We start from the raw sequence: 13556 nt of genomic DNA on the forward strand, positions 1-13556 counted from the left end.
AAAAAAGCCAGCCCGGTATCGAACTGGCGGCTCGATCGTCGCGGCGGGATCAGCCCTGGTCGGTCAGATCGGTCATTTCCAGGGGCGGCAGGCGCGGTTCCAGCGCGCGCACGGCCTCCTGCAGCGCGCGCCGCGCCAGTTCGATCTGCTCAGGAGTGAAACGGTAGATCAACCCCGACACAGCCAGCGCGCCCAGCAGTTCCCCCTGAGCGTTGCGCACCGGCACGGCCACCGCCGCCAGGTCGGGATCGCGCTCGCCGCACGAAGCCGTCCACCCCTGCGTCCGGATCGCTTCCGCGTCATCCATGGGTTCGCCGCCGAAAGCCCGCAGGATCTTGCCCGCCGCGCCGCTGGACAGCGGATGTCGCGTGCCTTCCTCTAGATGGTGGCGGGCCGAGCGCGGCGAATTGACGCGATAGCGGCAGATGCGCTCGTCGCCGTCGCGTACGTAGAAAGACACCGTTTCCTGGGTCTGGGCCGACAGCTTCAGCAACACCGGCCGCATCAGCGGCGCCAGATCCACCTGGCTGTGGCTGAGCGCCCCCAGGCGGCGCAATTCCGGGCCCAGCCGGAACACCCCCATGGCATCGCGCTGCAGGAAACCCATGTGGATGAGCGAGGACGCCAGGCGCAGGATGGTGCTCTTGTACAGGCCCGAACGCTGCGCCAGCACGGCCAGCGACAGCGCCTCGCCCGGCTTCTCGAAGCACTTGAGCAGCAGCAGGGAGCGCTCCACGGCTTCGACACGAGGGCGGTCGTCGGTGGAGGAGTCGGCGGGGGCGGTGGTCATGGAGGGGAACGATAGCAGATGGGACGGAGGAGTCGGCGCGTCATTGGCACGAGGTTCAGGCGAACGTAAGGATATGCGCCCGAGAATGGACGCCATAGGTTCGAAAGGAGACATCATCATGTCTCGACATCTACTGCGGGCCTTGCCCGCTCTGGCGTTTGTCCTGTGCTCCGGCGCATCGGCAGCCCCCGCTGCTCCCACCATCGTCCTGGGGGCCTCCATCCAGCTCACCGGCCCCGTCGCGAACACCGGACGCTATTACCGCGATGCCTACCAGATCGCGGTCGACCAGATCAACGCCGCCGGCGGCGTGAAGATCGGGGGCGTGCCCCACACGCTGGCGCTCAAGATCTACGACAACCAGTCCGACGTGAACCTGAGCGTGCGCCAGTACACGCAGCTCGTGACCCAGGACAAGGTCAACCTGCTGCTGGGCCCCTTCGCCAGCAACTTCGCGCTGGCCGATTCCGCCGTCGCGGAAAAATACAAGGTGCCGATGGTGCAGGGCGGTGGCGCTTCGGACCAGATCTTCTCGCGCAAATTCAAATACATATTCGGCACCTTGGCGCCCGCCAGCAATTACTTCGGCAGCACGGTCGACATGCTCAAGGCGCTCAAGCCCGTGCCGGCCAGCGTGGCGCTGCTGTACGCGGACGACGCGTTCGATGTGTCGGTCGCGCAGGGCACGCGTCCGCTGCTGAAGTCCGCGGGATTGCAGGTGGCGATGGACGAGCGCTACAGCACCAACGCCACGGACTTCGCCTCGCTCCTGTCGCAGATCAAGAGCAAGAAGGTGGATGCGGTCCTGGTGGCCGGGCACGAGACGGAGATCCTGAATTTCGTGCGGCAGGCCAAGAGTCTAGCCGTCGCGCCCAAGCTGTACTCGTTCACGGTCGGTGTCCCGTCCGAGGACTTCCGCAAGGCGCTTGGCGCCGATGCGGACTACGCTTTCGGCATGACGGCATGGCTGCCGTCCGCAGCGTTGAAGGACCGCTGGTTCGGCGACGCCGAGCAGTTCGCCCAGGCCTATAAGGCGAAGTATGGCTATGACCCGGACTACCATGCGGCCTCGGGCGTGGCCGACGTCCAGGCCCTGGTCCGGGCCATGGAAGGCGCCGACAGCCTGAACCCGCAGAAAGTGCGCGACGCCCTGGCCAAGACCCGCTTCGACAGCCTGTATGGCCCCATCGCCTTCAATGCCCAGGGGCAGATCGACTTGCCGCAGGTCGTGATCCAGGTGCAGGGCGACAAGCTGGCCGAGGTCTATGGGGCCAAGGGCTTCATCACGCAGCCCAAGTATCCGATGCCGGCCTGGGACGCGCGTTAGGCGGTTCAAAGCCACGGGGACACGCGATGGACCTGCTTGCGCAAATCCTTGTCAACGGCATCCTGCTCGGGGGGCTGTATGCCGTGATGGCGCAAGGGCTGGCGCTGGTTTGGGGCGTGTTGAACATCGTCAACCTTGCGCATGGCGCGTTCATCATGTTGGGCGCCTACGCGTCCTGGTACCTGTACACGGATCTCGGCGTGGATCCGTTCCTGGGGCTGCCGATCACCGCCGCCGCGCTGTTTGTACTGGGCTATGCCCTTCAGCGCGGGCTGTTGAACCTGGTGGTGCGGGCGCCGATGTTCAATACGCTGCTCATCACCTTCGGCCTGGAGGTCGTGCTGACCTACCTGGCGCAACTGGCCTTCTCCGCCGACTTCCGCACGATCAATCCGCCGTACGCGGGCGACAGCTACGCGCTCGGACCCGTGACCTTGCCCATGGCGCGGCTGGCTGCCTTCGGGGTGGCGGTGGCCTTGACGCTGGGCATGTGGCTGTTCCTGCTGCACAGCCGGCTGGGCCGGGCCATCCGTGCCACCGCGCAGAACCTGGTGGCGGCGCGGCTCTATGGCGTGGAGCCGCGCCATCTCTACGCCGTCACGTTCGGCCTGGGCCTCGCGCTGGCGGGGGCGGCCGGCGGCCTGTATGGAACGGTCTCGCAGATCAATCCCTACATCGGGGCCACGCTGACCGCGAAGTGCTTCGCCATTTCCATCATCGGCGGATTGGACAATCCCCTGGGTGTCCTGGTCGGCGGATTGTTCCTGGGCATCATCGAATCGCTCACGACGCTGTACGTGGGGCCGACGTTCGCCGATGTCGCCAGCTTCGGCATCCTGGTGCTGGTGCTGTTCCTGCGGCCCAGCGGCCTTCTTGGCAGAGCGGCATGAGCGCCCGGCGCGCGATCCTGGCACTGGTCGCGCTGGCGGCCCTGGCCGGCGTGCCCTGGTACGGCTCGGACGTGCTGGTGCAGTTCGGCATCAACACCCTGTTGCTGGCCGTGCTGGCCCAGGGCTGGAACATCATCGGCGGGTATGCCGGCTATGCGTCCTTCGGTAATTCGGTTTTCTATGGCCTGGGCAGCTATGGCGTGGCCATCGCCATGGTGCAGTGGGAGCTGCCCTTCGCGGCGGGGCTGGCGCTGGGCGTGGTGTTCGCGGTGGCCTTCGCGCTGCTGCTGGGCATGCCGGTGCTGCGGCTGCGCGGCCACTACTTTGCCATCGCCACGCTCGCGCTGGCGCAGGTCATGACGGCCATCGTCTCCAACATCGAGCTGGCCGGCCAGAACATCGGGCTGGTCCTGCCCCCGCTCAACAACGATCCGCTGTTCTACGAGTTGTCGCTGGGGCTGCTGGTGCTGGCGACGCTGACCGTCGCGTGGCTGACGCGCAGCAAGTTCGGTTTCGGCCTGATCGCGATCCGGGAGAACGAAGAGGGCGCGGCCGTCATGGGCGTGAACACCACCCTTTATAAAGTGGCGGCGTTCGCGCTGTCGGGTGTGTTCAGCGCGCTGGCCGGCGGCATCCATGCCTACTGGATCACGTTCCTGGATCCGGAAAGCGCTTTCGACATCAGCCTGAACGTCAAGATGATCATCATGGCCGTATTCGGCGGCGCGGGCACGGTGCTCGGTCCGGTCGTCGGCGCCTTTTCCCTGTCGGCCATATCCGAGCTGCTGTCCAGCGAAATCACCAGCGTCGCGGGCCTGTTCTTCGGCATGGTCATCGTCGCGGCGGTGGTGCTGATGCCCCGCGGGCTGGCCGACGTGCTGCGCCGCTACCGGAAATCGGGATGGCGCTATTTCATCGAAAACATCCGGATGCACAGGCTATGACCGCCATCCTGGAAATCCGCAACGTCACGCGGCGCTTCGCCGGACTGGTGGCCGTGAACCAGGTCAGCTTCACGCTGGGCGAAGGCGAGATCCTGGGCCTGATCGGGCCCAACGGCGCGGGCAAGACCACTTTGGTCAGCCTGATCAGCGGTACGCTTGCGCCCACGAACGGCGAAATCCTGTACCAGGGCAAGCCGATAAGCCATTTGCCCGCCTACCGCCGGGCACGCCAGGGCATCGGCCGGACGTTCCAGATCATGCGTCCCTTCCCGGGATTGTCCGTCCTGGACAACGTCGCGGTCGGGGCGTTGTTCGGCCGCGATGGCGGCCAGCCCGACCTGGGCAAGGCACGGGAACAGGCCCGCGCCTGCCTGGATTTCGTCGGCCTGGGCCGTACGGCGGGCCAGCGGGCCGACGAACTCGGCGGCCCCGGCCGCAAGCGGCTTGAACTGGCGAAAGCGTTGGCCATGCAGCCCCGGGTGCTGCTTTGCGACGAGGTCATGGCCGGGTTGAACCTGGTCGAGATCGACGAGGTCATCGAGGTGATCCGCAAGGTGCGCGCCACCGGTATCAGCGTGCTCGTCATCGAACACGTCATCAAGGCCATCAAGAGCCTGTCGGACCGGCTGCTGGTGCTGCACCACGGTGAGAAGATCGCCGACGGGGCGCCGGCCGAGGTGCTGGCCAACGCCGACGTGGTGCAGGCCTATCTGGGTAAGCAGCGCGCATGAGCGGGCCCGCGGAACCCCTCCTGGTCGTCGAGGGCCTGAGCGCCGGCTACGACGAGCTGCCGGTGCTGCACGACATCAGCCTGGAAGTGCGGCGCGCCGAGATAGTGGCGCTGGTCGGCAGCAACGGCGCGGGCAAGACCACGCTGCTCCGAGCGCTCTCGCGTGTCCTGCCCAGCACCGGCAGCATCACCATGAGCGGCCACTCGTTGGCCGGGGCCGAGCCTGACCAGGCCTTCGCTTGCGGGATGGTGCAGGTGCCCGAAGGCCGGCAGCTATTCGACCGCATGACGGTTCAGGACAATCTGCTGATGGGCGCTTATCGGCGCAAGGCCAAGGCCGACATCGCGCGCGACCTGGACAAGGTCTACGGATTGTTTCCGCGGCTGTCGGACCGGCGCCGGCAGCTGGCCGGCAGCATGTCCGGCGGCGAGCAGCAGATGTGCGCCATGGCCCGCGCGCTGATGGCCGCGCCCGTGCTGATGATGATCGACGAAATGAGCCTGGGCCTGGCTCCGGTGGTGGTCGAGCAGTTGATGGGGGTATTGACCGACATCCAGCGCGAGGGGGTGACGACGTTGCTGGTCGAACAGGACATCCACCTGGCCTTGTCGACGGCCGACCGCGGCTATGTCATGGAGACGGGGCGGATTGTGCATAGCGGTTCCGCCAAGTCGCTGTTGACGGACGAGAAAGTCCGGCGGGCGTATCTGGGAGTTTGAGCGCGGGAACCGATGGCAGGGGCGGGAAAAGAAAAGGGCCAGCTGAAAAAATCAGCTAGCCCTTCGATTCGCATGGTCGGGGCGGCGGGATTCGAACTCGCGACCCTCTGCTCCCAAAGCAAGTTGACATGTGTTTGCTATGGTTCGCGACAGTTCGCGGATAATTTTTTTATTGTTTGTTTTCAAAGGGTTATTCGGGAATTCAGTTCGGGATGGTTCGGCATGGGTTGCCTTAAGCCGCTGCACGGTGGTCCACTATTGGTCCACTACGAGGCTATCTGACGATCTGGCATGGCAACGAATAAGCTCACGGACCGGGCGATCTTAACCGCAAAACCGCGCACGAAAGAATACGAGCTGACCGACGGTGGAGGCCTGGCGCTGCGCGTGCGCCCGGATGGGTCAAAGCTGTGGGCGGTCCGCCTCGTCAGCCCGGTCACAGGAAAGCGCCCTCGGGTGTATCTGGGGTCATACCCGGACCTGTCCTTGCAGGACGCGAGGACCAAAGCTGCCGAGCGCCGTTCATTGATAGCGAAGGGCCTTGACCCGGCCGGCGCGGGCGCCTTGCTCGACAAAGAAGGCGAGCAGGCTCCGGCCACGGTCGGTGAGCTGTTCAAGGTCTGGTTCGAGAAACACGTCGAGAGGAACCGCACCAACGAGAACGACCGGGCATCGATTCAAAGTCGGTACGACATTTACGTCGGGCCGCAGATCGGCTCCATCCCGCTCTTTCAGGTCCGGCGGGGCCAGATCATGAAGAGCATCGATGGCGCTCGCGATGGCGGCAAAATGCGTACCGCCAACCTCGTGCTGGGGGAACTGCGACAGATGTTCCGCTTCGCGGTCGCGCGAGAGTGGATGCAGGGCGACCCCACTGCGGCGATCACCAGAAAGGACGCCGGCGGCACCGACAATGAGGGCGATCGAGTTCTGTCGGATGAGGAACTGGTCATGGTGCGCGATGCGCTGGCCAAGCCGCCGGAGGGAGGGTCGCGGTATTACGTCGCCAAGCGCCGGGTGCTTCCGATCCGTACCGAGCTGGCGATATGGTGGACTCTTGCAACAGCCGGCCGCGCCATTGAGATCGCTTCGATGCAACCTCGAGACGTTTCCAAGGTCAGGGCTCAATGGCTGATACTCGCCGCGATCGCGAAGAACGACGAGGCCCACGTCGTCCACCTGAGTAGCTTTGCAATGGCCGTTTGGAGACGGCTCGAGTTCATTGCCGGTGACAAGTATGTCTTCGAGGGCCGAAAGGAAGGCACACATGTTTCAGAAAAGGAGGTCACTCGGCGCTTGACCGACCGGCAGACGAGGGCAAAGCCGGTTAAGGGCCGCAAGAACGCAACGGTTCTCGACCTGCCTGGTGGCCACTGGACGCAGCACGACCTACGGCGCACCGCCTCCACTATCATGGGCGAGGCCGGCGTGCCGAGCGAGGTGATCGATCGATGCCTGAACCACCGGGAGGCAAAGAAGGTCACTCGTACGTACCAGCGCCAGAAGATGATGCCCCAGCGGAAGGCAGCATTCGATCTGCTGGGCGAACACCTTACTAAGATACTCGGCGACCCCGAGGCGTGGCTGCCGAACCCGGAAGGTTTCCGGTCGCCAGCGACTGTCGTGCCTTTGCGCAAGACAGCATGAACGCGGAACGGTGAAGCATCCCCGCAGATCAGCATGCCGCGGTATGGGTACACTGTATATCCATGCAGCCCCAAGCTGATGGCCATGAGCCACATAACCGATCTATCCACGAGCGGGGCATGATATGCGATACCGCCCCCGCTTCCCCTCTCCCGGCTGAAAGAGCTGAAGCCTGCGCAGCTGACGCAAGACCGGACCCGTCGTTGTCTCTCCTTTCTCCCTCGATCTGTTTCAAATGAGGCGTAGGTTATTCAATGCCACCCGCGTATGGTGAAGACATGGTGAACCGCCATGAAACGACCGAGGTACCAGCATGAAAACCAACGAACTTTCTTCACTCTTTAAGCGGTCCAACTGGACTCTAGGCAGCAAGCCTACTGAGACGGATAAGCCGGTCGAGAAAGAAGTTCCTCAAGCACAACCCCAACCCAACGAGGATGCGGACGATATGTCCAAATCGGATCAAGACAAGCGCGATGAGGATGCGCGCCAACGGGACCGCCTTCAGTCCGACGGTGGAAATGGAAGCTGACCTCGCTCGGGCTTGGTCACTCGCTGCGTTCATTACCCGGAGGCAACATGAGACGGGAAGAATACGAAGGCTATTGGGTCGAGGCAGATTGCGGGCCTCTGGGCAGTAGTTGGGCGTGCGCGACCAGGATCGGACGCACGGGAATATCCGGGTCCGAACGGTTTCCGGATGTTCATCGATATCGCACGAAAGCAGAAGGAGTTGACGGAGCGATCATTCAGGGAAAAGGCATCGTTGATGATCATAAAAGCGGACTGTCAGTAACGCTGCTAAGACTCAGGTAGAGCTGTCGCTCCGGCGGCTCGGCGATCTCATGGACTCATTCTTCCGGAAGAGCGTAGCGCGGCAAGCTTATGGTGAAGACGCAGCCCGATTTGGGAATGTTGCGAACACTCAGCGTGCCTGCATTTGCCTCAACGCTGCGCCGGGCGATGGAAAGCCCAAGCCCGATGCCGGTGCGATCCACTCCATTTTGCCGAAAGGGCTCGAACATGGTTTCAACATCGCCAGCAGCCAGGCCGCCGCAATGGTCCGTTACATCGATCCAGATGCGATCGCCCACTGCATACGCGTCCAGCGTGACTTCGGTGTTGTGCCGAGTGAACTTGAAGGCGTTCTGGAGCAGATTCCCGGTAGCAGAAAGCAGGAGTTCCCGGTTGGCAGAGACTGCCAGCCTTGCGTCAACGTCGGATGCCGTGAAGTCACATCCGTAAGCTTGGGCGGAAAGGGTCGCCATCTCCTTGATATCGGCCACGAAATCGGCAAGAGGAAAAATCTGTGCCGACTCCGTCCCGCCAGCGGTCAAACGTACATCGGCCAGCGATTCGTCGATCAAGTCACGCAGGCCGGTTAGACTACGCTCCAGGACCGCCCCAGTCGCGCCCGATAGACTCAGGTTTCCGGCTCGCGCCGCGGCGAAAGCGAGCGTCGCCGTTTGCAGAAAATTGCGTAGTTCGTGGGCGAAAAACCCCAACCGTTCGTTCATCTCCCGCACATGCCTGTCGGTGGATTCCGCATCGCGCTGATAGCTGAATTCCGTCACTGCATCGGCGATGGCGTTGTCTAGGCACCGATTGAGCGTCCGGAATTCATCTATTTCGAACGGCACATCGCGCTCATAGGCCAAATCGGTAATCGCCTGGCACAAGTCGCCATAGTCGTGAACCACTTGGTCGACCGAAAAGCCGAGTGCCAAGAGCTGTCGCCCATGTTGCGCAGCCGAGATGCCGATCGTCGAAAACGACACCCCGCCACCAGTCAGGCCAGAAATTCTCCGGCTGCCCATTGGGTCGGCAGTCTGTTCAACACGTAGCGTCTGGATCAGTTGATTCAGAAATAGCGGAATTCCGTTTTGCAATTGAGCGTCCGTGGCACTGCGGGCTGGCCGGCACGCCACCTTCAGTCGGCATCTGTCGATAAGCTCGTCACGGTTATTCGATAGAAAGTCGTGCATCATGGCGTCTCTCTCCGGTTCGACGGTTACACGGTTGGCTGCATCTTCATGCCTTTGCTTGTCCACCACAACGCCCCCAGGCCCGCCAACATCGCCACAGCTGATGAAACGAGAATGCCCAGCTTCACAGACGGCAGGACCTGCGGTGGAAACGCCAGTCCGGAGATAAACAGCGCCATGGTGAACCCTACGCCCGTCAACATACTCCCCGCAGTAATCGACTTCCAGGGCAGGTCTGGCGGGCGTAGGGCCAGTCGAATCTTCACCGCCACAAGACTGAACAGCAATACTCCGACCGGTTTGCCGATCACGAACGCCCCGAAAGTCGCTACTATTACGGACCCCCGGAGATCGGCCGAATCGAAGTGAACGCCCGCATTGGCAAGGGCAAAAAGAGGCAGGATCGCAAACGCGACCCAGGGATGTAGATCGAACTCCAAGCGTTCGACGGGAGATTCCGACTCCCGCGCTGCTATGCCAGCCCGATGCACGTCGAGACGCCCCTGGACATCGACCTTTCCGCGCTCTATGGGCGCATGTGCGACCACACGCCCAAGGATGGCATGTAGACGATTGCCGCTGACCCAGCTTCGCGCTGGAGTCATCAAGCCAAGTATGACTCCCGTGACCGTTGCATGCACGCCAGAAGCGTCGAATGCGCACCAGATGGCCAAGCCGGCGACAGCGTAGAATCCGAGGCTTCGGATTCCCACCCATGTCGCGCAAGCAACCAGGACACATCCGGCTCCCGCGCTGGCGAGAAAGAACCAATTCAACGCCGTGCCGTACTTCGCAGCGACCACGAGAATGGCCCCAATGTCATCGAAGATTGCAAGCGCCAGCAAGAATAAGCGCAAAGCCTCTGGAACGCGGCGCCCCAGGACAGCAAGGGCCCCTACGACAAGAGCCGTATCGGTGGACATGACGGCGCCCCATCCCTGGGCATCGGCGCCCGTACTCGACAAGATCAGGTAGATACCCACCGGAACGACCATGCCCCCCACCGCCCCCGCTAGCGGCAATGCTGCCAGCCGCGGAGTCCTCAATTCCCCGAGGACCATCTCTCGCTTCAACTCCAGTGCAACGACGAAGAAGAACAGCGTCATCAACGCGTCATTGATCCAGTGCTGTAGCGAGCGCGACCAGTCAGCATGTCCCACCGAGAACCCGAGTTCCATTTCCCAAAAGGCGAGATATTTCTCCGAGAATGGGGAGTTGGCCATACCCAACGCAATGACGATGCATACCAGCAGGATGGCGCCTGCCACCGCCTCGATGTCGAGAAAGCGCACGAATGGCTGCGTGAAGCGGTCAACCAGCTCCGTGGGTAAGTGATCCGGCTCTCGGTTCATCATTGGCACCGACGTCTGAAGCGTTGGAGTTCGTGGTGCAGCACCCATCCCACTGGCCTGTCTGCGATGCCGTTGAATCTACATCTGGCCTCGCATGGCCTTGCTTCATGCCCCGGTCGGGTTGACCGGATCAGCCAAGTCCTGCGTGGTGCCTTGCCGTATTCACCATACACGAGCCAAAATTGGACATCCATGCCTCATTTGAAACAACTGTGCCCGGTGGCACTGATGTGCCACCGGGCACAGTTGTTTCAAGTACATCACTTACCGCTGCATGTCTCCGGCGTATTCCTGGAGTCCCGTTGCGGCGACACCGGCGCCGACAGCATTTCCGACCATCGTTGAATATTCCGCCGTGCATTCTCGGACCACTGTTCGTAGGGTTGCGGGGTCATTAGCGCCGGTGCCGGGGCCGGGATCGCCGCTGGCCTGACCACTACGGGACTCGGCGGCGGCGAGGGCGTTGCGCAGGCCGACAATAGCGAACTCGCGGTCGCGCACAGCAGCAGCCGCAGCCGCCAGGCGCTCGTGGGTCTGGTGGGTAACATGGGCGTTCGCCTCCATTCTGGCAAATTCGATGGCGCGCTGGTCGGCCTCCGCCGTGCGCGCGGCCTCGGCGTGATCTTCGCGCTCCTGGGCAATCTCAGCGGCCTGATCGCTGTTTCTGGCATTCAGGCGCCATTCCTGGGCCGTCCATGCCCCAGCACCCGCAGCGGCGGCGGAGAGCGCCGCCACGGCCCCGTATCTGGCCCACGCGGGCATCACGACAGGCATAGCGTCACCTCGTCCAGCCGGCGCGCGTACAGGCCCGGCACGAACCGCTGCGACCCGTCGGCCAGGGTGATGTAGGACCAGACCGGCCGCCCGTCCGGGCCGTTGGCGATGGCGCGGCAGCCGTCGGCCAGCCGGCCGGCGTTGATCAGACCCAGCGCCCGGCTGGCGCACGTCGCCGGCACGCCGAAATTGTGCGAGTGCGAGCTAAGCGCGTCGAACGTGCCCTGGGACACGTCGGCCGTGATGCAGTCCGCCAGGCTGAGCTGGCCACGCTCGACAACCAGGCGCTCGACCTCGGCGCATCGCTGGTCGCTCCAGTAGTCGCCGACGACGACAGGGTATGGGCTGGTGTGGCGGGTGATGCCCTTGCATACGGTGGGCAGCCCGCGCGCCAGGCGGTCCGCGTAAACGACGTTCTGTCCCTCGCCCTCCCAGCGCCCCAGGAAGTCCTGGAACTGGGGGCTGAATAGGGACAGGGCGCCGGATGCGATCAGCGCGGCCGCGCCGATTTTTCCGGCCCGGCTCATACGTCGCACCGATCGTGAAGGGCTGCCATGCGGGCGCGGTGGTGCTCCCGCTCGCGCCGGTCGCGCCTGCGTTGGAAATGAATGTTGGAGGCCAGGCCAACGAGCGCGATCAGCACGCCGGTCCAGCCGATCCAGTTGATGCTGGCCAGCCAGCCGACAACGCCGGTAATGGCGCCGGCCTCCGTCGTGCGGTTCGACAAAATGATGGCCAGGTCATCTATGAGTTTCATTCGTGAATTCCTTTGGGACATGGCTGCCTCCCTCTGGGACGAAAAAAGCCCGCCAGGCGGCGGGCGCTTCGATGACGGGTGGAGGTCACACCAAGGCGGTGATGTCCCGAACGGTCAGTTGCGAGATGGCGGCGATGGCCGGCGCGGTCGGGGTCTTCGACCCGTTGGCGGACAGGAACATCAGGTTCCCGTTTGCCGTGTTGGGCGGCGTCGTCGCGCGAATACACACGGTCATTTCTCCCTGAGCGGACGCCGGCGGCGCGGCTAGGAACTCGAACCCGGTCTGTGCCCACGAGGCGTTGACCCAGTTGACGGACATCATCGACGTGAACATGCCGGCCACCTGGGCGGCGGGCAGGTCCCAGCGAATGCGGGCCGTGAACTCGAATACGCGGCCCGGCGAGATGTTCAGGAGGTTCGTGGAAAGCTGGCCGTTGGCCGCCGCGCTGGTCGCCCACGTCACTTGTTGCCACCGACCGACATCGCCGGCCACCAGGGCGGTGACGGCCGACGCCGGCATGCCGCCCACGCGCTCCATGTATTCGCCCAAGCCGTCGTTGTTGGTGTCCGTCATGAACAGCCCGTTGCGCACCAGGTTCTGGCTGTCGGTGTTGGACTGGGCGAGCCAGGGCACGCCGTCCGCCGGCACGCCCACGAACAGGTCGCTGGCCAGCGCGTGCGTGGCGATCTGCGCGCATCCGAGCTTCGTCGGGTGGGTGCCGTCGTAGGTGTACGCCGCTTTTTGCAGGCCGGTGGCGGGATCGGTCAGCGCGCCGTAGGCGTCCAGCAACGGGTAGCCATAGAGGCCGCGCAGGGCCTGGATACGGGCGTTCCAGCGGTGGATGTTCAGCACGCTATCCGGCAGGTCGTTCCGCGGCGGGATCGTCCACAGGATCGGCAGGATGCCCACGGCGCGCAGCGTGGCGCACATGCGGACGATCGCGTTGATGCCGGTATCGACCGCGGCCGGGGAATAGTAGTTGTTGCTCCCGCACGCGAGCACCACGGCCTTGGGCAACGGATCCATCGCGAGTATCTGCGGGATCTGTTCCACCTCCACTTCCTCGGCACGCTTGCCGCCCACGGCGAACTCGCTACGCCAGCGGTAACGCTGACCGGACAGCGCGCACAGCAGATGCAGCCAGCCGGCTTTGTCCGTGCGGTTTTCCTGGGTGATCGAGTCGCCCACCGCAGCCAGGCCGACGTAGGCCTGAGCCGTGCCGACGGCGCCCAGCATGAGCTGCTTGCCGAGCGCCAGCGGCAGCCGCCGGTTGCCTGCCGGAATGCGGCCGAGGAACTGGAAGTCCGCCGGCACATCGCTTAGGACCTGAAATTGGTTGGTCTGAATGGTCATCTAAAGTCCTTCGATTTGGGTGTTGTCGTCGTCCACAATGAGTTCGCCGGTTTCGTCGTTTTGCCAGTAGAGGGCGCCACCGGCGCCGCCGCCGGCCTCCACCAACGCTTTCAGCGCCTCGTACTGGGATGCGAGCAACGAGAAATTCGCGTTGACCTTCTCGAACGCCACGCGCGCCGCGTCCCCGACCCCGCCGCCCACTTGGGGCGTGGTCAGGTCGATTTCTTGAATCGCCATGTGTGTCCCTGCAAAAGAAAAGGCCCGCAGTGCGGGCCGTGGAAACTCG

The 13556-nt window shown here is 63.7% G+C and carries 15 protein-coding genes; 7 read left to right on the forward strand and 8 right to left on the reverse strand.

Features of this window, described 5'->3' with window-relative positions:
- Positions 1–49 precede the first annotated feature (49 nt).
- A complete protein-coding gene (locus WKR98_RS22925; RefSeq protein ID WP_124690405.1) occupies positions 50–790 on the reverse strand; it encodes an IclR family transcriptional regulator in 741 nt (246 codons plus the stop codon).
- A 118-nt stretch (positions 791–908) separates the two neighbouring features.
- On the opposite strand from WKR98_RS22925, the gene WKR98_RS22930 reads away from it, so the two are divergent.
- The 7 genes from WKR98_RS22930 to WKR98_RS22960 all read left to right on the forward strand — a co-directional run bounded on the left by WKR98_RS22930 (position 909) and on the right by WKR98_RS22960 (position 7580).
- On the forward strand, positions 909–2117 hold the full coding sequence (locus WKR98_RS22930; protein WP_124690404.1) for an amino acid ABC transporter substrate-binding protein: 1209 nt from the start codon (positions 909–911) through the stop codon (positions 2115–2117).
- Between the two features lie 26 nt (positions 2118–2143).
- On the forward strand, positions 2144–3007 hold the full coding sequence (locus tag WKR98_RS22935) for a branched-chain amino acid ABC transporter permease (protein ID WP_124690403.1): 864 nt from the start codon (positions 2144–2146) through the stop codon (positions 3005–3007).
- Entirely contained in the window at positions 3004–3951 is a 948-nt protein-coding gene (locus WKR98_RS22940; protein ID WP_124690402.1) for a branched-chain amino acid ABC transporter permease, read from the forward strand. The genes WKR98_RS22935 and WKR98_RS22940 overlap by 4 nt, the downstream gene beginning before the upstream one ends.
- The gene (locus WKR98_RS22945; protein ID WP_124690401.1) at positions 3948–4682 is read left to right on the forward strand and encodes an ABC transporter ATP-binding protein; all 735 of its coding nucleotides are present in this window, start codon (positions 3948–3950) and stop codon (positions 4680–4682) included. The genes WKR98_RS22940 and WKR98_RS22945 overlap by 4 nt, the downstream gene beginning before the upstream one ends.
- Positions 4679–5401 (forward strand): ABC transporter ATP-binding protein, encoded by a 723-nt coding sequence (locus WKR98_RS22950; protein ID WP_124690400.1) that lies wholly within the window; start codon positions 4679–4681, stop codon positions 5399–5401. Before WKR98_RS22945 ends, WKR98_RS22950 begins: the two co-directional genes overlap by 4 nt.
- A gap of 291 nt (positions 5402–5692) precedes the next feature.
- Complete coding sequence (locus tag WKR98_RS22955; protein WP_279819205.1) at positions 5693–7048, forward strand: tyrosine-type recombinase/integrase; 1356 nt, start codon at positions 5693–5695, stop codon at positions 7046–7048.
- Between the two features lie 313 nt (positions 7049–7361).
- Positions 7362–7580, forward strand: coding sequence for a hypothetical protein (locus WKR98_RS22960; RefSeq protein WP_279819207.1), 219 nt, complete (start codon positions 7362–7364; stop codon positions 7578–7580).
- Between the two features lie 319 nt (positions 7581–7899).
- Here WKR98_RS22960 and WKR98_RS22965 read toward each other — a convergent pair whose 3' ends face one another.
- From WKR98_RS22965 to WKR98_RS22995, 7 genes are all read right to left on the reverse strand, one after another.
- The gene (locus tag WKR98_RS22965) at positions 7900–9036 is read right to left on the reverse strand and encodes a sensor histidine kinase (RefSeq protein ID WP_279820897.1); all 1137 of its coding nucleotides are present in this window, start codon (positions 9034–9036) and stop codon (positions 7900–7902) included.
- 23 nt (positions 9037–9059) lie between these two features.
- Positions 9060–10385 (reverse strand): Na+/H+ antiporter NhaA, encoded by a 1326-nt coding sequence (nhaA, locus tag WKR98_RS22970; RefSeq protein ID WP_341434763.1) that lies wholly within the window; start codon positions 10383–10385, stop codon positions 9060–9062.
- 264 nt (positions 10386–10649) lie between these two features.
- A complete protein-coding gene (locus WKR98_RS22975; protein WP_279820893.1) occupies positions 10650–11159 on the reverse strand; it encodes a hypothetical protein in 510 nt (169 codons plus the stop codon).
- A complete protein-coding gene (locus WKR98_RS22980) occupies positions 11147–11686 on the reverse strand; it encodes a lysozyme (RefSeq protein ID WP_341434764.1) in 540 nt (179 codons plus the stop codon). The genes WKR98_RS22975 and WKR98_RS22980 overlap by 13 nt, the downstream gene beginning before the upstream one ends.
- Positions 11683–11916 (reverse strand): holin, encoded by a 234-nt coding sequence (locus WKR98_RS22985; RefSeq protein WP_341434765.1) that lies wholly within the window; start codon positions 11914–11916, stop codon positions 11683–11685. The genes WKR98_RS22980 and WKR98_RS22985 overlap by 4 nt, the downstream gene beginning before the upstream one ends.
- A gap of 85 nt (positions 11917–12001) precedes the next feature.
- Positions 12002–13270 carry an SGNH/GDSL hydrolase family protein gene (locus WKR98_RS22990; protein ID WP_341434766.1) on the reverse strand — a complete coding sequence of 423 codons (1269 nt, stop codon included), beginning with the start codon at positions 13268–13270 and terminating at the stop codon, positions 12002–12004.
- A complete protein-coding gene (locus WKR98_RS22995; protein ID WP_341434767.1) occupies positions 13271–13507 on the reverse strand; it encodes a hypothetical protein in 237 nt (78 codons plus the stop codon).
- Between the last annotated feature and the right edge of the window lie 49 nt (positions 13508–13556).

The sequence above is a fragment of the Pigmentiphaga sp. YJ18 genome, from assembly GCF_038066655.1.
Taxonomy (GTDB): domain Bacteria; phylum Pseudomonadota; class Gammaproteobacteria; order Burkholderiales; family Burkholderiaceae_B; genus Pigmentiphaga.

Coding starts and splice junctions, on each gene's coding strand:
- WKR98_RS22925 (WP_124690405.1), bottom strand. CDS start 790: ATGACCACCGCCCCCGCCGACTCCTCCACCGACGACCGCCCTCGTGTC.
- WKR98_RS22930 (WP_124690404.1), top strand. CDS start 909: ATGTCTCGACATCTACTGCGGGCCTTGCCCGCTCTGGCGTTTGTCCTG.
- WKR98_RS22935 (WP_124690403.1), top strand. CDS start 2,144: ATGGACCTGCTTGCGCAAATCCTTGTCAACGGCATCCTGCTCGGGGGG.
- WKR98_RS22940 (WP_124690402.1), top strand. CDS start 3,004: ATGAGCGCCCGGCGCGCGATCCTGGCACTGGTCGCGCTGGCGGCCCTG.
- WKR98_RS22945 (WP_124690401.1), top strand. CDS start 3,948: ATGACCGCCATCCTGGAAATCCGCAACGTCACGCGGCGCTTCGCCGGA.
- WKR98_RS22950 (WP_124690400.1), top strand. CDS start 4,679: ATGAGCGGGCCCGCGGAACCCCTCCTGGTCGTCGAGGGCCTGAGCGCC.
- WKR98_RS22955 (WP_279819205.1), top strand. CDS start 5,693: ATGGCAACGAATAAGCTCACGGACCGGGCGATCTTAACCGCAAAACCG.
- WKR98_RS22960 (WP_279819207.1), top strand. CDS start 7,362: ATGAAAACCAACGAACTTTCTTCACTCTTTAAGCGGTCCAACTGGACT.
- WKR98_RS22965 (WP_279820897.1), bottom strand. CDS start 9,036: ATGATGCACGACTTTCTATCGAATAACCGTGACGAGCTTATCGACAGA.
- nhaA (WP_341434763.1), bottom strand. CDS start 10,385: ATGAACCGAGAGCCGGATCACTTACCCACGGAGCTGGTTGACCGCTTC.
- WKR98_RS22975 (WP_279820893.1), bottom strand. CDS start 11,159: ATGCCTGTCGTGATGCCCGCGTGGGCCAGATACGGGGCCGTGGCGGCG.
- WKR98_RS22980 (WP_341434764.1), bottom strand. CDS start 11,686: ATGAGCCGGGCCGGAAAAATCGGCGCGGCCGCGCTGATCGCATCCGGC.
- WKR98_RS22985 (WP_341434765.1), bottom strand. CDS start 11,916: ATGAAACTCATAGATGACCTGGCCATCATTTTGTCGAACCGCACGACG.
- WKR98_RS22990 (WP_341434766.1), bottom strand. CDS start 13,270: ATGACCATTCAGACCAACCAATTTCAGGTCCTAAGCGATGTGCCGGCG.
- WKR98_RS22995 (WP_341434767.1), bottom strand. CDS start 13,507: ATGGCGATTCAAGAAATCGACCTGACCACGCCCCAAGTGGGCGGCGGG.